Source organism: Pseudomonas sp. 2(2015), assembly GCF_000955865.1.
Taxonomy (GTDB): domain Bacteria; phylum Pseudomonadota; class Gammaproteobacteria; order Pseudomonadales; family Pseudomonadaceae; genus Aquipseudomonas.
Map to the genome: position 1 here is coordinate 107,254 of NZ_JYOF01000012.1, position 20,807 is coordinate 128,060.

19 protein-coding genes are annotated in these 20,807 nt (G+C 62.9%); 16 read left to right on the forward strand and 3 right to left on the reverse strand.

Annotated features, from left to right (window positions below; all coding sequences use genetic code 11):
* Nucleotides 1-76 precede the first annotated feature (76 nt).
* The 3 genes from UB48_RS17335 to UB48_RS17345 are packed head-to-tail and all read left to right on the forward strand — an operon-like array spanning nucleotide 77 to nucleotide 2,536.
* Nucleotides 77-1,102, forward strand: coding sequence for an aminoglycoside phosphotransferase family protein (locus UB48_RS17335; protein WP_045199295.1), 1,026 nt, complete (start codon nucleotides 77-79; stop codon nucleotides 1,100-1,102).
* On the forward strand, nucleotides 1,099-1,770 hold the full coding sequence (gene murU / locus UB48_RS17340; protein ID WP_045199297.1) for an N-acetylmuramate alpha-1-phosphate uridylyltransferase MurU: 672 nt from the start codon (nucleotides 1,099-1,101) through the stop codon (nucleotides 1,768-1,770). Before UB48_RS17335 ends, murU begins: the two co-directional genes overlap by 4 nt.
* A gap of 1 nt (nucleotide 1,771) precedes the next feature.
* Nucleotides 1,772-2,536: a DnaJ domain-containing protein gene (locus UB48_RS17345; protein ID WP_045199299.1), complete on the forward strand. Its 765-nt coding sequence runs from the start codon at nucleotides 1,772-1,774 to the stop codon at nucleotides 2,534-2,536.
* Here UB48_RS17345 and UB48_RS17350 read toward each other — a convergent pair.
* Complete coding sequence (locus UB48_RS17350) at nucleotides 2,533-3,537, reverse strand: alpha/beta hydrolase family protein (RefSeq protein WP_045199301.1); 1,005 nt, start codon at nucleotides 3,535-3,537, stop codon at nucleotides 2,533-2,535. The two genes, UB48_RS17345 and UB48_RS17350, sit on opposite strands and share 4 nt — an antisense overlap.
* Before the next feature lie 94 nt (nucleotides 3,538-3,631).
* On the opposite strand from UB48_RS17350, the gene UB48_RS17355 reads away from it, so the two are divergent.
* The 9 genes from UB48_RS17355 to trpE all read left to right on the forward strand — a co-directional run bounded on the left by UB48_RS17355 (nucleotide 3,632) and on the right by trpE (nucleotide 14,444).
* Nucleotides 3,632-6,022: a transporter substrate-binding domain-containing protein gene (locus UB48_RS17355; RefSeq protein WP_045199303.1), complete on the forward strand. Its 2,391-nt coding sequence runs from the start codon at nucleotides 3,632-3,634 to the stop codon at nucleotides 6,020-6,022.
* Nucleotides 6,023-6,031: 9 nt separating this feature from the next.
* Nucleotides 6,032-6,661, forward strand: coding sequence for a response regulator transcription factor (locus UB48_RS17360; RefSeq protein WP_045199305.1), 630 nt, complete (start codon nucleotides 6,032-6,034; stop codon nucleotides 6,659-6,661).
* Nucleotides 6,662-6,920: 259 nt separating this feature from the next.
* A complete protein-coding gene (locus tag UB48_RS17365; RefSeq protein ID WP_038998451.1) occupies nucleotides 6,921-8,045 on the forward strand; it encodes an ABC transporter ATP-binding protein in 1,125 nt (374 codons plus the stop codon).
* Between the two features lie 40 nt (nucleotides 8,046-8,085).
* Nucleotides 8,086-9,117: an ABC transporter substrate-binding protein gene (locus UB48_RS17370; protein WP_045199307.1), complete on the forward strand. Its 1,032-nt coding sequence runs from the start codon at nucleotides 8,086-8,088 to the stop codon at nucleotides 9,115-9,117.
* Nucleotides 9,118-9,181: 64 nt separating this feature from the next.
* On the forward strand, nucleotides 9,182-10,429 hold the full coding sequence (locus UB48_RS17375; protein ID WP_045199309.1) for an ABC transporter permease: 1,248 nt from the start codon (nucleotides 9,182-9,184) through the stop codon (nucleotides 10,427-10,429).
* Between the two features lie 11 nt (nucleotides 10,430-10,440).
* Nucleotides 10,441-11,268: an ABC transporter permease gene (locus tag UB48_RS17380; protein ID WP_045199311.1), complete on the forward strand. Its 828-nt coding sequence runs from the start codon at nucleotides 10,441-10,443 to the stop codon at nucleotides 11,266-11,268.
* Between the two features lie 135 nt (nucleotides 11,269-11,403).
* Nucleotides 11,404-12,078 (forward strand): ribulose-phosphate 3-epimerase, encoded by a 675-nt coding sequence (gene rpe / locus UB48_RS17385; RefSeq protein WP_045199313.1) that lies wholly within the window; start codon nucleotides 11,404-11,406, stop codon nucleotides 12,076-12,078.
* Nucleotides 12,075-12,893 (forward strand): phosphoglycolate phosphatase, encoded by an 819-nt coding sequence (locus UB48_RS17390; protein ID WP_045199315.1) that lies wholly within the window; start codon nucleotides 12,075-12,077, stop codon nucleotides 12,891-12,893. The genes rpe and UB48_RS17390 overlap by 4 nt, the downstream gene beginning before the upstream one ends.
* A 69-nt stretch (nucleotides 12,894-12,962) precedes the next feature.
* Entirely contained in the window at nucleotides 12,963-14,444 is a 1,482-nt protein-coding gene (trpE, locus tag UB48_RS17395) for an anthranilate synthase component I (protein ID WP_045199317.1), read from the forward strand.
* A gap of 44 nt (nucleotides 14,445-14,488) precedes the next feature.
* Here trpE and estP read toward each other — a convergent pair whose 3' ends face one another.
* The gene (gene estP / locus UB48_RS17400; protein ID WP_045199319.1) at nucleotides 14,489-16,411 is read right to left on the reverse strand and encodes an esterase EstP; all 1,923 of its coding nucleotides are present in this window, start codon (nucleotides 16,409-16,411) and stop codon (nucleotides 14,489-14,491) included.
* Nucleotides 16,412-16,815: 404 nt separating this feature from the next.
* On the opposite strand from estP, the gene UB48_RS17405 reads away from it, so the two are divergent.
* From UB48_RS17405 to UB48_RS17420, 4 genes are read left to right on the forward strand one after another with little or no spacing between them, the layout of a single operon-like run.
* Nucleotides 16,816-17,409 (forward strand): aminodeoxychorismate/anthranilate synthase component II, encoded by a 594-nt coding sequence (locus tag UB48_RS17405; RefSeq protein ID WP_045199321.1) that lies wholly within the window; start codon nucleotides 16,816-16,818, stop codon nucleotides 17,407-17,409.
* A gap of 9 nt (nucleotides 17,410-17,418) precedes the next feature.
* The gene (trpD, locus tag UB48_RS17410) at nucleotides 17,419-18,468 is read left to right on the forward strand and encodes an anthranilate phosphoribosyltransferase (protein ID WP_045199323.1); all 1,050 of its coding nucleotides are present in this window, start codon (nucleotides 17,419-17,421) and stop codon (nucleotides 18,466-18,468) included.
* Nucleotides 18,465-19,301, forward strand: coding sequence for an indole-3-glycerol phosphate synthase TrpC (trpC, locus tag UB48_RS17415; protein ID WP_045199326.1), 837 nt, complete (start codon nucleotides 18,465-18,467; stop codon nucleotides 19,299-19,301). Before trpD ends, trpC begins: the two co-directional genes overlap by 4 nt.
* Before the next feature lie 53 nt (nucleotides 19,302-19,354).
* The gene (locus UB48_RS17420) at nucleotides 19,355-20,059 is read left to right on the forward strand and encodes a lipoate--protein ligase family protein (protein WP_045199328.1); all 705 of its coding nucleotides are present in this window, start codon (nucleotides 19,355-19,357) and stop codon (nucleotides 20,057-20,059) included.
* Here the strand turns inward: UB48_RS17420 and crp are convergent.
* Nucleotides 20,056-20,700, reverse strand: coding sequence for a cAMP-activated global transcriptional regulator CRP (gene crp, locus UB48_RS17425; RefSeq protein WP_045199329.1), 645 nt, complete (start codon nucleotides 20,698-20,700; stop codon nucleotides 20,056-20,058). The two genes, UB48_RS17420 and crp, sit on opposite strands and share 4 nt — an antisense overlap.
* Nucleotides 20,701-20,807 lie beyond the last annotated feature (107 nt).

Genomic DNA, 20,807 nt, shown 5'->3' on the forward strand with positions numbered 1-20,807 from the left:
TCTCGATGGTCTGAAAAAGATGCTGGATAATAAAGCATGACCCGCTTGACGGCTAGGGCCGTCGGAGACCCTTGTAATGCCCGATCACGATGTACGCTTGCAACACCTGAATGTCTGGCTCGCCGAGCAGCTGGCAAATCTGTTCCATAAACAGGGCTGGGGCACGGTTCCCGCGGGTAGCCTGACCGCCGCCAGCAGCGATGCGAGCTTTCGCCGCTACTTCCGCTGGCAGGCCGAAGGCCACAGCTTTATTGTCATGGATGCGCCACCGCCGCAGGAAAACTGCCGGCCATTCGTTGATATTGCCCACTTGCTGGCCACGGCCGAGGTCAATGTTCCGGTCATTCATGCCCAGGACCTTGAACGTGGTTTCCTGTTGCTCAGCGACCTGGGCACCCAGACCTACCTCGATGTGATCAACGCCGAGAACGCCGATCGCCTGTTCAACGACGCCATTGATGCGCTGCTGGCCTTCCAGCAGTTGCCGATGAACGCGCCGCTGCCAAGCTACGACGTGGCCCTGTTGCGCCGCGAGCTTGAGCTGTTTCCCGAGTGGTACGTCGGCCGTGAACTGGGCCTGGGCTTTACCGATGCGCAACTGGCCGCCTGGCAGCGTATCAGCAGCCTGTTGATCGACAGCGCCCTGGCCCAGCCAAAGGTGCTGGTGCACCGCGACTATATGCCACGCAACCTGATGGACAGCGAGCCAAACCCTGGCGTGCTGGATTTCCAGGACGCGGTGTACGGGCCGGTCACCTATGACATCACCTGCCTGTTCAAGGATGCCTTCCTGAGCTGGCCGCAGGCACGCGTGCAGGGCTGGCTCAAGGATTACTGGCAGCGCGCCCAGGCCAAGGGCATCCCGGTGCAGGCCGATTTCGAGGACTTCCACCGCGCCAGCGACCTGATGGGCGTGCAGCGTCACCTCAAGGTCATCGGCATCTTTGCGCGCATCTGCCACCGCGACGGCAAGCCGCGTTACCTGGCCGATGTACCGCGCTTCTTTGCCTATATAGATGAAGTGATCGCGCGCAGGCCGGAGCTGGCCGAACTCGATGAGCTGATCGATAGCCTGCAGGCCGCAGCCGGAGCGCGTCCATGAAAGCGATGATTCTTGCTGCAGGCAAAGGCGAGCGCATGCGACCGCTGACCCTGCACACCCCCAAGCCGCTGGTGCCGGTGGCCGGTATGCCGCTGATCGAGTACCACCTGCGTGCGTTGGCAGCGGCCGGCCTCAAGGATGTGGTAATCAATCACGCCTGGCTCGGGCAGCAGATCGAAGATCACCTGGGCGATGGTTCGCGCTGGGGCCTGAACATCAGTTACTCACCCGAAGGTGAGCCGCTGGAAACCGGCGGCGGTATCTTCAAAGCCCTGCCGTTGCTGGGCGATGAGCCTTTTGTGTTGGTCAATGGCGATATCTGGACCGAGTACGACTTCGCCCGCCTGCCGAAGCACCTCGACGGCCTGGCCCACCTGGTGCTGGTGAATAACCCTGGCCATCATGGCAAGGGTGACTTCTGTCTGGATAGAGGCCAGGTCAGCGATGCCAACGCCGATGCCGACACCCTGACCTACAGCGGTATCGCCGTCCTCGCCCCACAGCTGTTCGCCGACTGCCAGGCCGGCGCCTTCAAGCTGGCGCCGTTGCTGCGCCAGGCGATGACGGCCGGGCAGGTCAGCGGTGAGCATTTCAGCGGGCACTGGGTGGATGTCGGCACCCTGGAGCGGCTGGCCGAAGTCGAGCAACTGCTCGCTGTGCGCCGCTGACATGTTGTGGCCGAGCACAGTGATAGGTGCCGGAGCAGGCTTTGCCATCGCCAGTATTCCCGGGGCGTTGCTGGGGGCGTTGCTGGGCCAGGCGATGGACCGCCGTTTGCAGTTGCACAGTTGGGCGCATCTGCGTGAACGCCTGGGTGGGCGGCCGGTGCTGCGTGACGACGAGGTACTGTTCGTCCTGCTTGGGCGCCTGGCCAAGAGCGACGGACGGGTGGTCGATGGCCATATCCAGCAGGCACGGGTGGAGATGCAGCGCCTGGAAATGAGCGAACCGGCCAGGCGCCGCGCCATCGCCGCGTTCAATCGTGGCAAGGCTGGCAAGGAGCGCCTGGGTGTTCATCTGCGCCGCCTCAAGCAACAGCCGCATGCCGCCGAAGGCATGTTGCGCGCATGCTGGCGCATGGTCTGGGCTGATGGCCAGGCTGGCCGGCATGAACGCGAGCTGCTGCTGGCGTGGGGCCAGGCCCTTGGCTGGTCGGCAGCCAAGGTCCAGGCCCTGGCGCTGGACTATGAGCCGCAAAAGGCTGTGCTGGCCGATGGCACGCTGGGTTATCCACAAGCCTTGCGCATGCTTGGGGTCAGCGCCGACAGCGAAGCCGGGCAAATCAAGCAAGCCTACCGGCGCCTGCTCAGCCGTCATCATCCGGACAAGCTGGTGGGCAATGGCGCAAGCCCCGCGCAGGTTCGCGAGGCCACCGAACGAACCCGCGAACTGCATCAGGCCTACGCCGTCATCCGTAAACGCCGTGGCTTCTAGTCGAGTTTTTCCGGGCTGAGCCAGCCGCGGATGCGGCGGAACAATTGCTCCTGTTCCGCCGCGCTGTTGCCTGGCATGGCGGTCAGGCTGACCTGCCGGTAGTTGGCGTCCTTCAAGCGTTTACTGGCTTGCAGGCGCTGCTCGGCGGCGCGCCTGGCCTGGGGCAGGGTGGCGTAGAAGAAATCTGCGGTGGCTACCTTGAGGCTCGGCGCCAGGCTGTCCAGGCTCTGTTCGGCCTGGGCCGGTGTTTGTGCGGCGACCATCACCAGCTTCTGCACCTGGGCCGGTTGCCGTTCGCTCAAGTAACGCGCTGCCCAGTAGGCGCCGCTGCCGTTACCGAGCAGGACAATGCTGCGGGCGTTCTGTTGCTGGGCATAGGCAACGGCCGCATCGAGGCGGGCGAAGATGCGCTCGGCATCGGCCTTGTCATCGTCGACCGGCGCCCTCGCTTGTTCGGTACTTTCGCTGTTCTCGCTTTCGGCTGCCGTGGCCTGCTCGATACTGGCGTTGGCATTGGCCGGGGTGTCCTTGGCCGGTGCGCTTTCGCCTGGCTCGGCCTTTTTTTCCACTGCCGGGGGCACTTCGACGCGCGCCTGCGGGGCGCTGGCAAGCAAATCCGGCTGGGCCAGGCTCAGGCTGTGCCAACCGGCATCGGGAAACTTGCGCCGCAGCGGGCCGACGGTTTTCGGCCAGTCGGCATTTTCGCCAGCACCGGCAAGAATGATCAGGGCGCCTTCGGGTTCGGCAGTGTTGGCCGGTTTCCACAGGGCCAGGAAGCTGTCGCTGCCAGCCTGCAGGGTTTGCTGTTCGGCTGCAGGAACCTGGCGTTCCAGGGCCTGGGCGTCTTCCTGGCTGCGTTCGGCCAGCGGTTGGCGTTCGACTGCGGCAGGTTTGCTGTCGGCAGCCGCTTCTGGCGTTTCGCCAGCGGCTGCTTGTGCGGTACAAGGTAGTATCAGTGACAGGCATAACGCCGGCAGCGTCGTGCGATAAAGTGCGAACATGGATCGATCCAGGCCAGATTAATACCGGCAGCCTAATAGTATTTGCTCAGGACGGCCATGCTCGGTGGCCGTCCTACCCTTGATGAGAGTGCAGATGAAGCTTTTGCGCTGCCTGTTGCTTATCGGCTGTTTTTGCCTGCCCTTGATCACAGGGGCAGCTTCGCCTGCCGCGCCTGCGCAGGTTGTGCTGGAGCCGGCCCAGCAGCAATGGCTTGAGCAACACCGCAGCCTGCGCGTCGGGCTGGTGCTGCAGGCACCTTTTGCCCAGTTCGACCGGCGCCTGCAGCAGCTCTATGGGGTCAACGTCGAGCTGATGAACTGGCTTGGCCGTTCGCTGGGGCTGGACCTTACCTGGCGCAACTTTACCGATCAGGCTGCCCTTGAGCATGCGCTGCAGGCCGGCGAAGTCGATCTGGCCCCGGGTCTGACCCAGACACCTGCCAGCCTGCGCCTATGGTTGTTCAGCGATCCCTACATGCGCGTGCCGCAATTGATTGTCGGCCCGCGTACTGGCGCGGTGGCGGTTGATCTGGAGAAGCTCGCCAGTACCGATCGGGTCGCCGTGCGCATGCCCAGCACTGTCGCCGACTACCTGCGTGCCACCTACACCAACCTCAACCTGCAAGGCGTGCCTCAGGAGCGCCAGGCGTTGCAGCTGGTGCTAAGCGAACAGGCGCGGTTTGCCGTGGTAGATGAAGCGCAGTTGAGCCGTCTGTCTCGGGAAAGTGAATTCAGCGAGCTGGTGGTGGTCGGTGATATCGGCCTGCCGCAGTTGCTGCGGGTCGGCTCGCGCCGGGACTGGCCGGAGCTGGCCGAGATTCTTGAGCGCGGCCTGCAGGCCGTTCCGGCCAAGGACCTGGAGCAACTCCACCAGCGCTGGCTGGAGCCTAAATACCCGCGCCTGAGCGAATCCCCGGGCTTTTGGCAGAACCTGGGTCTGTTGCTGGCGGCGCTGCTGCTCAGTTGCGTGGCCATCGTCATTTGGCAGCGTCGGCAACTACAGCAGCTCGAGCACAGTCTATTGGCCACCCGCGACACCCTGGCCCAGCGCCAGGCCCGCGAAGAAGCCTTGCGCCTGAGCCAGTTTTCCATCGACCAGAGCACCGTGGGCATTCTCTGGGTCAACTGGGACAGCCATGTGCGCTATGCCAACCGGGCCGCCGAAAGCATGCTCGGATACCCCTCGGGGGCGCTGATCGATCGGCCGCTGATTGATTTCGAGCCGAACCTGCACATGGACCGCTGGCTCGATCTGTGGAAGCGTGCCCGTGCCAGCGATGAAGCCCCGCAGCATTTTGAAACCCGGTGCCTGCGTGCCGATCGCAGCCTGCTGCCGGTGGATGTGTCGCTGAGCTTTCTGCGCTTTCGTGATGCCGAATACCTGGTGGTGTTTCTTGCCGATGTCACCGAACGCAGGCGCGCCCTGGCGGCGCTGCGCGAGAGCGAGGCACGGCTCAAGGGTATTGCCGGCAACGTACCCGGCCTGGTGTTTCGCCTTGAACGCAACCCGGCCGAAGGCGAGCTGGAGTTCCCCTACATCAGTGAAGGCAGTGAAGCCCTGGTGGGCTATGCGCCTGCGGCGTTGCAGCATCCGGACATGGGCCTGCGCAACCTGGTGCACCCTGACGACCGCGCCGATTACCACCGGGTCCAGGACCTGGCCCTGGCCACTGACAGCGACTGGTCCTGGCAAGGGCGGATCCTGACCCGCCAGGGCGAGCAGCGCTGGGCCGACATCAAGGCCAGTACCCGCACCCTGGCGGATGGCCGGGTGGTCTGGGACGGAGTGGTCTGGGACATCAGCCAGAGCAAGCGCGTCGAACTCGAGCTTGCCCGTTCACAGGAGCAACTGCGCGAACTGTCGGCGCACCTGGAAAGCGTTCGCGAGGAAGAAAAAGCCCGTATTGCCCGGGAAGTGCACGATGAGCTGGGGCAGATGCTCACGGTGCTCAAGCTTGAAACATCCATGTGCGAACTGGCCTACGCCGAACTGGACCCCGGCCTCAACGAGCGCCTGGGCAGCATGAAGCGCCTGATCGCCCAGCTGTTCCAGCTGGTGCGCGATGTGGCCACCGCCTTGCGCCCGCCGATCCTCGATGCCGGCATTGCTTCGGCCATCGAGTGGCAGGCCCGGCGTTTCGAGGCGCGCACGCAGATCCCCTGCCTGGTGCAGGTACCGGAGAATCTGCCACCCTTGAGTGATGCCAAGGCCATTGGCCTGTTCCGCATCCTGCAAGAGGCGCTGACCAATGTCATGCGCCATGCCCAGGCGCATACTGTGCAGATCAGCCTGAGCCTCGATGGCCAGACCCTGCGCCTGACGGTGATCGATGATGGCGTAGGGTTTGTCCTTGAGCAAAGTCGGCCAACGTCCTTTGGCCTGGTCGGTATGCGTGAGCGGGTGCTGATGCTCGGTGGCAGCATGGCCCTGGAAAGCGAGCCGGGCGAGGGCACCAGCCTGAGCGTGGCCATCCCCCTGGATTAGGAGCATTGCGTGATTCGAGTACTGGTTGCCGAAGACCACACCATTGTCCGTGAAGGCATCAAGCAGTTGATCGGCCTGGCCAAGGATATGCAGGTAGCAGGGGAGGCCGGCAATGGCGAACAGCTGCTGGAAACCTTGCGCCATACCGCGTGCGAGGTGGTGCTGCTGGATATTTCCATGCCCGGGGTCAATGGCCTGGAGGCGATCCCGCGGATTCGCGCCTTGAACAACCCACCGGCGATCCTGGTGCTGTCGATGCACGACGAAGCGCAGATGGCAGCGCGGGCGCTGAAAGTCGGCGCTGCCGGCTACGCCACCAAGGACAGCGATCCGGCATTGCTGCTCACCGCGATTCGTCGGGTCGCCGGTGGCGGGCGTTACATCGATCCGGACCTGGCTGACCGCATGGTCTTCGAGGTCGGCCTCACCGATGCCCGGCCGCTGCATTCATTGCTGTCTGAGCGCGAATTCTCGGTGTTCGAGCGCCTGGCCCAGGGCGCTAACGTCAACGATATTGCCCAGCAACTGGCGCTGAGCAACAAGACCATCAGCACCCACAAGGCGCGGCTGATGCAGAAGCTCAATGTCACCTCGCTGGCGGAACTGGTGAAGTACGCGATGGAGCACAAGTTGTTGTGAGTGTTCCAGAAGCGACATTGCGCTGAGCTCATCGCGGGTCAAGCCCGCTCCTACAAAGTAGGGATCTGTAGGAGCGGGCTTGACCCGCGATAGCATTGAACCTGCCATGCACATATCCAAAAACGTCACTCTTGTAGGGCAATCCCTACCCCAAGCCTTCCATCCTGCTGATATCAATCTCTCTCCACCGCCGATTTGCGCCGCTTGCCGCCTTCACTAGGCTTTGGATACAGCAGTCATCCAACAAAAAGGTGCGGGTATGAGTGAGGTGAATTCGAGCGCTGCAACCGGCGAAGTGCTGGTCAGCTTCCGTGGTGTGCAGAAGAGCTACGACGGCGAATCGCTGATCGTCAAAGACCTCAACCTGGATATCCGCAAGGGTGAGTTTCTCACCTTGCTCGGCCCGTCCGGTTCCGGCAAAACCACCAGCCTGATGATGCTCGCCGGCTTCGAAACGCCGACGGCAGGCGAGATCCAGCTGGCTGGCCGTTCGATCAACAACGTGCCGCCGCACAAGCGCGACATCGGCATGGTGTTCCAGAACTACGCGCTGTTTCCGCACATGACCGTGGCCGAGAACCTGGCCTTCCCTTTGAGCGTGCGCAACCTGAGCAAGACCGACATCAGCGAACGGGTCAAGCGCGTGCTCAACATGGTCCAGCTCGACGCTTTCGCCCAGCGTTACCCCGGCCAGCTTTCCGGTGGCCAGCAGCAACGGGTGGCTTTGGCCCGGGCGCTGGTGTTCGAGCCGCAGCTGGTACTGATGGATGAACCGCTGGGCGCTCTGGACAAGCAACTGCGCGAACACATGCAGATGGAGATCAAGCACCTGCACCAGCGCCTGGGCGTCACTGTGGTCTACGTGACCCACGACCAGGGCGAAGCGCTGACCATGTCCGACCGCGTCGCGGTATTCCACCAGGGCGAGATCCAGCAGATCGCCGACCCGCGCACCCTGTATGAAGAGCCGAAAAACACCTTCGTCGCCAACTTCATCGGCGAAAACAACCGCATCAATGGCCGCTTGCTCAGCCACGATGGCGAGCGTTGCCAGGTGCTGCTGCCGCGCGGCGAGAAGGTCGAGGCGCTGGCGGTCAATGTCGGCCAGGCCGGCGAGCCGGTAACCCTGTCGATCCGCCCCGAGCGCGTGCGCCTCAACGGCCACAGCGAAAGCTGCGTCAACCGTTTCTCCGGGCGCGTGGCCGAATTCATCTACCTGGGCGACCACGTGCGGGTACGCCTGGAAGTCTGCGGCAAGGCCGATTTCTTCGTGAAGCAGCCGATTGCCGAACTCGACCCGGCCCTGGCCGTGGGCGATGTGGTACCGCTTGGCTGGCAGGTAGAGCACGCCCGTGCGCTCGATCCTCTGCTGGAAGCCAATTGAAGGTTTGCTTCACCAACCCTGTTCTGTGGAGAGAATAATAATGCTCAAGCACTTGAAGTTGACCGCCCTGACCCTGGGCCTGTTTGCGGCAAGCCAGGCCATGGCGGCCGACCTGACCGTGATTTCCTTCGGCGGCGCCAACAAGGCGGCCCAGGTCAAGGCGTTCTACGAGCCATGGGAGAAGGCGGGCAAGGGCAAGATCGTCGCTGGCGAGTACAACGGTGAAATGGCCAAGGTCAAAGCCATGGTCGACACCAAGAGCGTGTCGTGGAACCTGGTGGAAGTCGAGTCGCCGGAGCTGGCCCGTGGTTGCGACGAGGGTATGTTCGAAGAGCTTGATCCGGCGCTGTTCGGTAACGAGTCCGACTATGTTCCCGGCGCTATCCAGCCGTGCGGTGTCGGCTTCTTCGTCTGGTCCACAGTCATGGCCTACAACGCCGACAAACTGAAGACCGCGCCGACCAGCTGGGCCGACTTCTGGGACACCAAGCAGTTCCCGGGCAAGCGCGGCCTGCGCAAAGGCGCCAAGTACACCCTCGAGTTTGCCCTGATGGCCGACGGCGTTGCGCCCAAGGACGTCTACAAGGTGCTTGGCACCAAAGAAGGCCAGGACCGCGCCTTCAAGAAACTCGACGAGCTCAAGCCGAGCATCCAGTGGTGGGAAGCCGGTGCCCAGCCGCCGCAGTACCTGGCCTCGGGTGACGTGGTCATGAGCTCGGCCTACAACGGCCGGATTGCCGCGGTGCAAAAAGAGAGCAACCTGAAAGTCGTATGGAACGGCGGTATCTACGACTTCGACGCCTGGGCCATCCCCAAAGGCGCCAAGGATGTTGAAGAGGCAAAGAAATTCATCGCCTATTCGGTCCAGCCTGAACAGCAGAAGACCTACTCCGAGAACATCGCCTACGGCCCGGCCAACTCCAAGGCCGTCGCGCTGCTGTCCGACGAGATCAAGAAAGACATGCCGACCACCCCGGAGAATATCGCCAACCAGGTGCAGATCGACGTGGCGTTCTGGGCCGACAACAGCGAGCAGCTGGAGCAACGCTTCAACGCCTGGGCTGCCAAGTAAGGGCTGCTGATGGGGCGTCGGCTTGCCGCCGGCGCTCCTTGTTCTCAAGATTTCGGAGTTCGCTATGGCCATCGCAGTGCCCCTGAATGAAGGCGCCGGTTCCAACCTCAAGCAGCGTCTCAAGCGTGCCGAGCGGGTCAACCGCTGGAAGGCGCAAGCGTTGATCGCACCGCTGGCGCTGTTTCTGCTGCTGGTGTTCCTCGTGCCGATTGCCGCGCTGTTGTACAAGAGCGTGGGCAACCCGGAAGTGGTCGGCGGCTTGCCGCTGACTGTGACGGCTGTGGCCGAGTGGGACGGCAAGGGCCTGCCAGGGGAGGCGGTATATAAGGCGCTAAGCGAAGACCTCGCGCAAGCACGCAAGAACCAGACCCTGGGCGATACCTCCAAGCGTCTGAACATGGAGCTGGCCGGCTATCGCAGCCTGCTGGCCAAGACCGCGCGAGCGTTGCCGTTCAAGACCGAGCCGGCTTCCTATAAAGAAGCCCTGCAGGAACTGGACGAGCGCTGGGGCGATCCGGCCTACTGGCAGGCGATCCGCCGTAACACCAGTAGCGTCACCCCGTTCTACCTGCTGGCGGCCCTGGACCATCGCATCGATGACCTCGGCGAGCTGGCCAAGGCCACCCCGGACCAGGCCATTTACCTGGACATCTTTACCCGTACCCTGTGGATGGGCTTCGTCATCACCGCCATCTGCCTGGTGCTGGCCTATCCACTGGCCTACCTGCTGGCCAACCTGCCGACCCGGCAGAGCAACCTGCTGATGATTCTGGTGCTGCTGCCGTTCTGGACCTCGATCCTGGTGCGGGTCGCGGCCTGGATCGTGCTGCTGCAATCGGGCGGGCTGATCAACAGCGCGCTGATGGCCATGGGCATCATCGACAAACCGCTGGAACTGGTGTTCAACCGCACCGGGGTGTACATCTCCATGGTGCACATCCTGCTGCCGTTCATGATCCTGCCGATCTACAGCGTGATGAAGGGCATCTCGCCCACCTACATGCGTGCGGCGATATCCCTGGGCTGTCATCCGTTCGCCAGCTTCTGGCGGGTGTACTTCCCGCAAACCTACGCCGGCGTAGGCGCGGGCTGCCTATTGGTATTCATCCTCGCCATCGGCTACTACATCACCCCGGCGCTGCTCGGCAGCCCCAACGACCAGATGGTCAGCTACTTCGTGGCCTTCTACACCAACACCAGCATCAACTGGGGCATGGCGACCGCGCTGGGCGGCCTGCTGTTGCTGGCCACCGTGCTGCTTTACCTGATCTATAGCTGGCTGGTCGGCGCCAGCCGCCTGCGCCTGAGCTGAGGAGCGTTGTCATGCTGAGCCCCTACATGTCGCCCGTCGAGCGGGTCTGGTTCTACAGCTTGCGCATCCTTTGCGGGCTGATCCTGTTGTTCCTGGTGTTGCCGGTGCTGGTGATCATTCCGCTGTCGTTCAACTCCGGCAGCTTCCTGGTCTACCCGCTGCAGGGCTTTTCGCTGCAGTGGTACCACGACTTCTTCGCCTCCGCCGAGTGGATGCGCGCGCTGAAGAACAGCATCATCGTCGCCCCGGCGGCCACGGTGCTGGCGATGATCTTCGGCACCCTGGCTTCGATCGGCCTGACTCGCGGTGATTTCCCCGGCAAGTCGCTGATCATGGCCCTGGTGATTTCGCCCATGGTGGTGCCGGTGGTGATCATCGGTGTGGCCAGCTACCTGTTCTTTGCCCCGCTGGGCATGGGCAACAGCTTTATCTCGCTGATCCTGGTGCATGCGGTGTTGGGTGTGCCGTTCGTCATCATCACCGTTTCGGCGACCCTGCAGGGCTTCAACCACAACCTGGTGCGCGCTGCTGCCAGCCTTGGCGCCTCGCCGCTGACCACCTTCCGTCGGGTGACGTTGCCGTTGATTGCCCCGGGGGTGATTTCCGGTGCGCTGTTCGCCTTCGCCACGTCTTTTGACGAGGTGGTGGTCACCCTGTTCCTTGCCGGCCCCGAGCAGGCGACCCTGCCACGGCAGATGTTCAGCGGCATCCGCGAGAACCTCAGCCCGACCATCGCCGCCGCTGCAACCTTGCTGATTGCCTTCTCGGTGGTGCTGTTGCTGACCCTGGAGTGGTTGCGTGGGCGCAGCGAGAAGCTGCGTACCCAGCAGCCGGGTTGAGTCCTTTATCGCGGCCAGCCCGTTCCTACAAAACAGTAGGAGCGGGCTGGCCCCGCCATGCTTGATACCGGTCAGCCCCTGAGCGTTTCCCTGAGGTACAATGCGCGCCACTGTGATTCTGCCTACAGGTGCGCCATGCAGCCCTACGCTATTGCCCCCTCGATTCTTTCTGCCGACTTCGCCCGCCTGGGCGAGGAAGTCGACAACGTCCTGGCCGCGGGTGCCGACATCGTTCACTTCGATGTGATGGACAACCATTACGTGCCCAACCTGACCATCGGCCCGATGGTCTGCACCGCCCTGCGCAAATACGGCATCACCGCGCCGATCGACGTGCACCTGATGGTCAGCCCGGTCGACCGCATCATCGGTGACTTCATCGAAGCCGGCGCCAGCTACATTACCTTCCATCCGGAAGCCACCCTGCACATCGATCGTTCGCTACAGTTGATTCGCGACGGCGGTTGCAAGGCCGGCCTGGTGTTCAACCCGGCGACCCCGCTCGATACCCTCAAGTACGTGATGGACAAGGTCGACATGATCCTGTTGATGAGCGTCAACCCGGGCTTCGGTGGCCAGAAGTTTATCCCCGGCACCCTCGACAAGCTGCGCGAAGCCCGCGCGCTGATCGACGCCAGCGGCCGTGACATCCGCCTGGAAATCGACGGTGGCGTCAACGTCGGCAACATCCGGGAAATCGCTGCTGCTGGCGCCGACACCTTCGTCGCCGGTTCGGCGATCTTCAACACCCCGGACTACCGTGAGGTGATTGCCAAGATGCACGCCGAACTGGCCCTGGCCCGCCCATGAGTGGCTTCGAGCAGCTGTTCCCCGGCGCCCTGCCCAAACTGGTGATGTTTGATCTGGACGGTACCCTGATCGATTCGGTACCGGACCTGGCAGCGGCGGTGGATAACATGCTGCTCGCAATGGGCCGCCCGCCCGCTGGCCTTGAGGCGGTCCGCCACTGGGTCGGCAATGGTGCGCCGGTGCTGGTGCGCCGCGCGCTGGCCGGTGGCATCGAGCATGGCGCAGTGGATGACGACGAAGCCGAACGGGGCCTGGAGCTGTTCATGCAGGCCTACGCCGAAAGCCATGAGCTGACGGTGGTCTACCCCGGCGTGCGCGACACCCTCAAGTGGTTGCACAAGCAGGGCGTGGAAATGGCTCTGATCACCAACAAGCCCGAGCGCTTCGTTGCACCCTTGCTTGACCAGATGAAAATCGGCCGTTATTTCCGCTGGATCATCGGCGGCGACACCCTGCCGCAGAAAAAGCCCGATCCGGCTGCCTTGCTGTTCGTGATGAAAATGGCCAGCGTCGAGCCCGAGCAGGCGCTGTTCGTTGGCGACTCGCGCAGCGACGTGCTGGCGGCCAAGGCTGCCGGGGTCAAATGCGTTGGCCTGACCTATGGCTACAACCATGGCCGGCCGATCAGCGAAGAGGCGCCGTGCCTGGTCATCGACGACCTGCGCGCGCTGTTGCCTGGTTGCTTAGATCCGGCCACTGGGATAACGTTGGCGGACGTTCAATCCCCCTCAGATCGAGATTCCATCGTGGCGGTTATCGGCAAACTCTGGATGAAAGTCATCAAGGCCCTGGCCCGCTGGCGTTGGCGCGCCTGACTGCTATCCGCCGGCCCACGCCGGCCTGCTTGCCTGCCTGACCCATCTGCTGCTTGCCACGAGGCTATCATGACCCGCGAAGAATTCCTGCGCCTGGCCGCTGCCGGCTACAACCGCATTCCCCTGGCCTGCGAGACCCTGGCCGACTTCGACACGCCGCTGTCGATCTACCTGAAACTGGCTGACCACGCCAACTCCTACCTGCTCGAATCGGTGCAGGGCGGCGAGAAGTGGGGGCGTTACTCGATCATCGGCCTGCCGTGCCGCACCGTGTTGCGTGTGCACGATCACCAGGTGCGGATCACCCATGACGGTGAACTGGTCGAGCAGCACGAAGTGGAAGATCCGCTGGCCTTCGTCGAAGCTTTCAAGGAGCGCTACCAGGTGCCGACCATCGCCGGCCTGCCGCGCTTCAACGGCGGCCTGGTCGGCTACTTCGGTTATGACTGCGTGCGTTATGTCGAGCGGCGCCTGGGCAAGTGCCCGAACCCTGATCCGCTGGGCGTGCCGGACATCTTGCTGATGGTCTCCGATGCCGTGGTGGTGTTCGACAACCTGGCCGGCAAGATGCACGCCATTGTCCTCGCCGATCCGGCTGAACAAGACGCTTACGAAAACGGCCTGGCCCGGCTCGAAGGCCTGCTTGAGCAACTGCGCCAGCCTATCGCCCCGCGTCGCGGCCTCGATCTGGGTGGGCCGCTGCCGGCAGAACCTGAGTTCCGCTCAAGCTTTACCCAGAGCGACTACGAACGTGCGGTCGATACCATCAAGGAATACATCCTCGCTGGCGACTGCATGCAGGTGGTACCGTCGCAGCGTATGTCCATCGACTTCAAGGCCGCGCCGATCGACCTGTACCGGGCGCTGCGCTGCTTCAACCCGACGCCATACATGTACTTCTTCAACTTCGGCGACTTCCACGTAGTGGGCAGCTCTCCGGAAGTGCTGGTACGGGTCGAAGACAACCTGGTCACCGTGCGCCCGATCGCCGGTACCCGCCCACGCGGCGCCACCGAAGAGGCTGATCGCGCGCTGGAAGAAGACTTGCTGTCTGACGACAAGGAAATCGCCGAGCACCTGATGCTCATCGATCTGGGCCGCAACGACGCTGGCCGGGTGTCGGAAACCGGCTCGGTCAAAGTCACCGAGAAGATGGTGATCGAGCGTTATTCCAACGTCATGCACATTGTGTCCAACGTCACCGGCGAGCTGAAGCAGGGCTTGAGCGCCATGGATGCCCTGCGTGCCATCCTGCCGGCGGGCACCTTGTCCGGCGCGCCGAAAATCCGCGCCATGGAAATCATTGATGAGCTGGAGCCGGTCAAACGCGGCGTCTACGGTGGTGCGGTGGGGTATTTTGCCTGGAACGGCAACATGGACACCGCAATTGCCATCCGTACTGCGGTGATCAAGGACGGCGAGCTGCATGTGCAGGCGGGTGGTGGCATCGTTGCCGACTCGGTGCCAGCGCTCGAGTGGGAAGAAACCATCAACAAGCGCCGGGCGATGTTCCGTGCGGTGGCGCTGGCCGAGCAGACGCCACGCAACTGAGCCTGATCCACGGCGCCTGTTGGTAGCAGGCGCTGTTCCCTTCCCTAGAACTCCAGGCTTAATGCCAGGTTGATCCCCTGCTGGGTCAGCTCGTCGCTCTTGCGCCAGTTGTAGCTGCCGCGCAGGGCCAGGCCCGGTGCCAAGCTCTGGCTCAGCCCCAGGGTTGCCCGGTTCAGATTGCTCTGCGGGGTGTAGCCGGTCAGGGTGAAGTCGTTGCCCGGCAGGCTGTTGAGGTGGAGGGTCAGGTCCTGCTGGTCGTCTTCGAACTCGTGCTCGTGAGCGACTTCGGCGAACAGCAAGGTGCTGGGCCCGGCCTGGTACTTGCCCTGCAAGCCCAGGCCCAGGCGCCGCGATTCGCGGTCCTGATCGTCAAAGCTCAGGGCAGTGGCGCGGCTACCTTTCTCCGAATAGCCATCGACCTTCACCCGCGCATAGTCGGCGCTGACAAACGGCGACAGGCTCCACTGGCTGCCGGGCGCTGCCAGGTCATAACCCAGGCGTGCGGCGAAGGCCCACAGTTCGCCATCGGTATCACCTTTCTCGCTGCGATCATTTACCCCCAGGGCGAAGGTGCGCTTCAAGTCGCTGTAGTCCAGGTGCCCGCCGGTCAGGGCGGCATCGGCCCACCACTGGTTCTGCTGGAACTGCACGAAAGCGGTTGCCAGGTAGCTGTCGAGCTTGTAGTCGGAGTCTTGCTCGCCGGCTTCGAGCTTCTGCTGGTAAACGCCTGTGGCCATGCCAATACGCCAGGCCTCGTCCAGACGATAGCTGCCGCCCAGGGTCAGGTTATAGCCATGGCCGTCGGCGCTGGCCGAGCTGCGCTGGCTGTCGATATCCAGGTTCTGCCCCCCGGCGGCTACGATGGCCTGCCATTGGCCAACCGGCTGCCAGCGGCCTTGCCATTGGTTGCGCAGTTCATCCTGGTGCGCGCGCAGGCTGGCGTGGGCCATTTCTGGTAACAGCGTCAGCTCCCAAGGGGCGGAAAGAATCGAAAACGCGTAGTCGGCGATCAGCTCCTGCCCAGCACTGGTGGGGTGGACCGAATCGTTGAACAGCAGCTTGCTCGGGTCGGGCGTGGCACCGTTGATGCCGTAGGTTGCGTTCTGCACACAGCCATTGCCGCTGAAACAGGTACCGACCAGGTTCTGCCCGCTGGCTAGGCCGAACTGCGTCGGAGCAGCCAGGGCTTCCTGGAGCAGCAACGGCACATTGAGCGGAATAACTTGTGCATCAATCTGGCTCAGCTGGCCGACCAGTTGCTGGTTGAAGATACTGCTCAACTGCGAAGCCGGGCCCTGCATCGGCGTGCCGTTGATGGCTGGAGTCAGGCCCAGGTCGGGCAGCAGCCAGACCATGATGTACTGCGCGCCACCCTGTTGCAGGGCCTGGGCGCTGGCGGCCAGGCGATTGGCGGCAGCTGCGGCGGTTGCCGGGCTGGTGATCTGGCCCTGGAGGAAGTCGTTGCCGCCACCGGTCAGGTAGTAAAGCGCGTTGGGGTCGGCGCGCAGACCACCGGCCAGATAGCCCGGGCGTTCGCGCAGCACGGTGCCGGCGCCGGGGTTGCCCGGTGGAATGTTCACGTCGGAAGTACCAGTGATCGAGTCGAGAATCTGGTCGGTACGGTAACCACCCACTGCCCAGTTGTTGCCGTCCGGGCGACCCAGCGCGGCATTGACTGGCGAGGTCGAAGCGCCCAGGTCGGCCGCAGCAACACCCAGCTGGGCACCGAGCAGCATGGGCGAAACCGCGCCGAAGGCTTCGCCGTTGGCGTATGTTGGCCCGACCCGGTTGGTAAAGCGCTGGGTGGAACCCGCCGGGCCATTGCTGTCGGGGAACTGCCCGGCATCGGCAAGGCTGTCGCCGAAGACGATCAGAGTTGAGTAAGGGGAGGGGGCGGCATGGACGCTGGAGCAGGCCAGGGCCAGCAGCGAGAATGCACAAGGCAACAGGGAGCGCGCGTTCAACATCGCAAAGATCCTTTTTCGTTGTTGTTATCGGATGACGCCTTACGACGTTAGCAAAACATTCCGCGCGTCTTCCATCGCTAAAGCGTTTCGGCATGCCACCGTCATATTGCGTGGACCGCGCCGGTAGGCTACTGTGCGGGAACGTATGAACGAGACCTACCCCGTGTTGATCGTCAGCAAACTCTTGATGCGCGTTATCAAGGCCCACGCCCGTTGGCGTTGGCGCGCCTGACTTTATCTCTTGCCGGTTAGCCGGCCCTGTACCGCTTTGCCTTTCTGAATGCTTTACCTGCTGTAACCGGCGCTTGCTGGTGTGCACCGGGAAGCTCGCACCTGTAGCACCGCGCACAGGCACATCGAAAGGCATGTATTCAAAGTCAGTAGATGCAAGAGGTTGAACCCAGATGTTACTGATGATCGACAACTACGACTCCTTTACCTACAACGTCGTGCAATACCTCGGCGAGCTGGGTGCAGAGGTCAAGGTCATTCGCAATGACGAACTGACCATCGCCCAGATCGAAGCCCTTAACCCCGAGCGCATTGTCGTTTCCCCTGGCCCCTGCACCCCGACCGAAGCCGGTGTGTCGCTGGAGGCCATCAAGCATTTTGCCGGCAAGCTGCCGATCCTCGGCGTATGCCTGGGCCACCAGTCCATCGGCCAGGCCTTCGGCGGTGAAGTCGTGCGCGCCCGCCAGGTGATGCATGGCAAGACCAGCCCGGTGCTGCACAAGGACCAGGGCGTGTTTGCCGGCCTCAACAACCCGCTGACCGTGACCCGCTACCACTCGCTGGTGGTCAAGCGCGAAACCCTGCCCGATTGCCTGGAACTGACCGCCTGGACCGCCCTTGAAGACGGCTCGGTGGACGAGATCATGGGCCTGCGCCATAAAGAGCTGAACATCGAAGGGGTGCAGTTCCACCCCGAATCGATCCTCACCGAGCAGGGCCACGAGCTGTTCGCCAATTTCCTCAAGCAGACCGGCGGCCGCCGTTAAGGATCGAACATGGATATCAAGAGCGCGCTGAGCCGCATCGTCGGCCACCTGGACCTGAGCACCGAAGAAATGCGCGACGTCATGCGCGAAATCATGACCGGCCAATGCACCGAGGCGCAGATCGGCGCCTTCATGATGGGCATGCGCATGAAGAGCGAGAGCATCGATGAAATTGTCGGTGCCGTGTCGGTGATGCGCGAGCTGGCCGACAAAGTCGAGCTCAACACCCTCGACCAGGTGGTCGACGTGGTCGGCACTGGCGGTGATGGCGCCAACATCTTCAACGTATCCACCGCTTCGGCCTTCGTCGTCGCCGCCGCCGGTTGCACCGTGGCCAAGCACGGTAACCGTGCGGTCTCGGGCAAGAGTGGCAGCGCCGACCTGCTGGAAGCCGCTGGCATCTACCTGAACCTGACGCCGGTGCAGGTCGCACGCTGCATCGACAGCGTCGGCATCGGCTTCATGTTTGCCCAGACCCACCACAAGGCGATGAAATACGCCGCCGGCCCGCGTCGTGACCTGGGCTTGCGTACCCTGTTCAACATGCTCGGCCCGCTTACGAATCCGGCCGGGGTCAAGCACCAGGTCGTCGGCGTGTTCACCCAGGCACTGTGCCGCCCACTGGCTGAAGTGCTGCAACGCCTGGGCAGCAAGCATGTGCTGGTGGTGCATTCGAAAGATGGCCTGGACGAATTCAGCCTGGCGGCGCCAACCTTCGTTGCTGAACTCAAGAACGACCAGATCAGCGAGTACTGGGTCGAGCCCGAAGACCTCGGCATGAAAAGCCAGAGCCTGCATGGCCTGGCCGTGGAGAGCCCGGCCAAGTCGCTGGAGCTGATCCGCGATGCCCTGGGCCGGCGCAAGACCGAGAACGGCCAGAAGGCTGCGGAAATGATTGTGCTCAACGCCGGCGCCGCACTGTACGCCGCCGACCACGCCATGAGCCTCAAGCAGGGCGTGGAGCTGGCTCACGACGCATTGCACACTGGCCTTGCCCGGGAAAAACTCGAAGAGCTCGGTGCCTTTACCGCGGTATTCAAGCAGGAGAATGAAGGATGAGTGTGCCGACGGTTCTGGAAAACATTCTGGCGCGCAAGGTCGAAGAAGTCGCCGAGCGCAGCGCTCGTGTCAGCCTTGCCGAGCTTGAACGCCTGGCGGCCGCTGCCGATGCGCCACGCGGTTTTGCCAAGGCCCTTATCGAACAGGCCAAGCGCAAGCAGCCTGCAGTCATTGCCGAAATCAAGAAAGCCTCGCCAAGCAAGGGCGTGATCCGCGAAAACTTCATTCCGGCCGACATTGCCGTCAGCTACGAGAAGGGCGGCGCGACCTGCCTGTCGGTGCTGACCGACGTCGATTACTTCCAGGGCGGCGACATCTACCTGCAACAGGCGCGCGCCGCGTGCAAGCTGCCGGTGATTCGCAAGGACTTCATGATCGATCCTTATCAGATCGTCGAAGCCCGGGCCCTGGGCGCCGACTGTGTGCTGCTGATCGTTGCCGCGCTGGATGACGTGAAGATGGCCGAATTGGCCGCGACGGCAAAAGGCGTGGGCCTTGATGTGCTGGTCGAAGTGCACGACGGCGACGAGCTGGAGCGGGCGCTGAAGGCTCTCGACACGCCGCTGGTGGGCGTCAACAACCGCAACCTGCACACCTTTGAAGTCAGCCTGGAAACCACCCTCGACCTGCTGCCGCGCATCCCCCGTGATCGCCTGGCCATTACCGAGAGCGGCATCCTCAACCGCGCCGACGTCGAGCTGATGGAAATCAACGAGGTCTACTCCTTCCTGGTCGGCGAAGCGTTCATGCGCGCCGAACACCCGGGGCTGGAGCTGCAGCGCCTGTTCTTCCCGGAGCGTGTGGTGCAGAACCCGGTGCAAGGCCTGGACTGATTCAACTCTGAAGCCGGCGATGCCGGCTTTTTTGTCTCTACAAGGTTAATGCGATGACTGATCAAGTGCTTGATGTCACTGTCGAGGCCGGGCTGCACGCCGAACAGGAGCTGCTGGCGGCGGTATGCAAGGGCGAAAAGGATCATGGCCTGTTGTTCTGGCGACCGACCGATCATGCCCTGGTCATGCCCCGGCGCATGAGCCGCCTCGAAGGCTTCGAGGCGGCCTGCGCCGAGCTTGCGATTGCCGGTTGGCCGGTGCTTCTGCGCGAAACCGGTGGTGAGCCAGTGCCGCAGTCGCCGGCGGTGATCAACATCGCACTGGTTTACGTCGCACCAAAAAGCGAAGGTGATCACGGCCGTATCGAAAACGCCTACGAGCGCCTGTGCCTGCCGCTGTGTGATGTGCTGCGCGAATGGGGCGGGATGGCATCGGTGGGGGAAATCGAAGGGGCGTTCTGCGATGGCCGCTACAACGTCAACCTTAACGGTCGCAAACTGGTCGGCACTGCCCAGCGCTGGCGCCAGGGCCTGGGTGGCAAGCGCCCGGTAGTGCTAGTGCATGGTGCGCTGTTGCTGGATAACCAGCGCGAGTCGATGGTGGCGGCGGTCAACCGCTTCAACGAATGCTGCGAGCTGGAGCAGCGCTGCCTGGCCGACAGCCACATCGCTTTGCACGAGGTGGTGCCCGAGGCGCCGCTGCTCGAGCGCCTTGGCCAGGCCTATGCCGAAGTGATCAAGGGCATCGCCCGCGATTAACGGGTACCGAAGACCACCATGGTCTTGCCCTTGACGTGTACCAGGCTGCGCTCTTCGAGATCCTTGAGGACGCGGCCAACCATCTCCCGCGAACAACCGACGATGCGGCCGATTTCCTGGCGGGTGATCTTGATCTGCATGCCGTCGGGGTGGGTCATGGCATCCGGCTGCTTGCACAATTCCAGCAGGCAGCGGGCTACCCGGCCGGTGACGTCGAAGAAGGCCAGGTCGCCGACCTTGCGCGTGGTGTTGCGCAGGCGCTGGGCCATCTGGCTGCCCAGGGCATAGAGAATGTCCGGGTCGTGACGCGCCAGTTCACGGAATTTTTCGTAGCTGATTTCTGCAACTTCACATTCGCTTTTGGCCCGCACCCAGGCGCTGCGCTGGTGTTCCTGGCCGGCTGGTTCAAACAGCCCCAGCTCGCCGAAAAAGTCGCCACTGTTGAGGTAGGCGATGATCATTTCGTGGCCGTTGTCATCCTCGATTAGGATGGTCACCGAGCCCTTGACGATAAAGGACAGGGTTTCGGCCTTGTCACCGGCGCAGATGATGTTGCTCTTGGCCGCATAGCGGCGGCGCTGGCAATGGACCAGCAGCTTGTCGATGTTCTTGATCTTGGCTGGAAGGGCTGATGCAACCATGGCTGGATCCCGGTCAGGAGGCGACGCTTCAATTTCTTTTATAGATAGTCTGGCGATAAGCGCCAGTGATTTGGCGTCAGCTTATCAGACACTTGTCCTTCTATCGG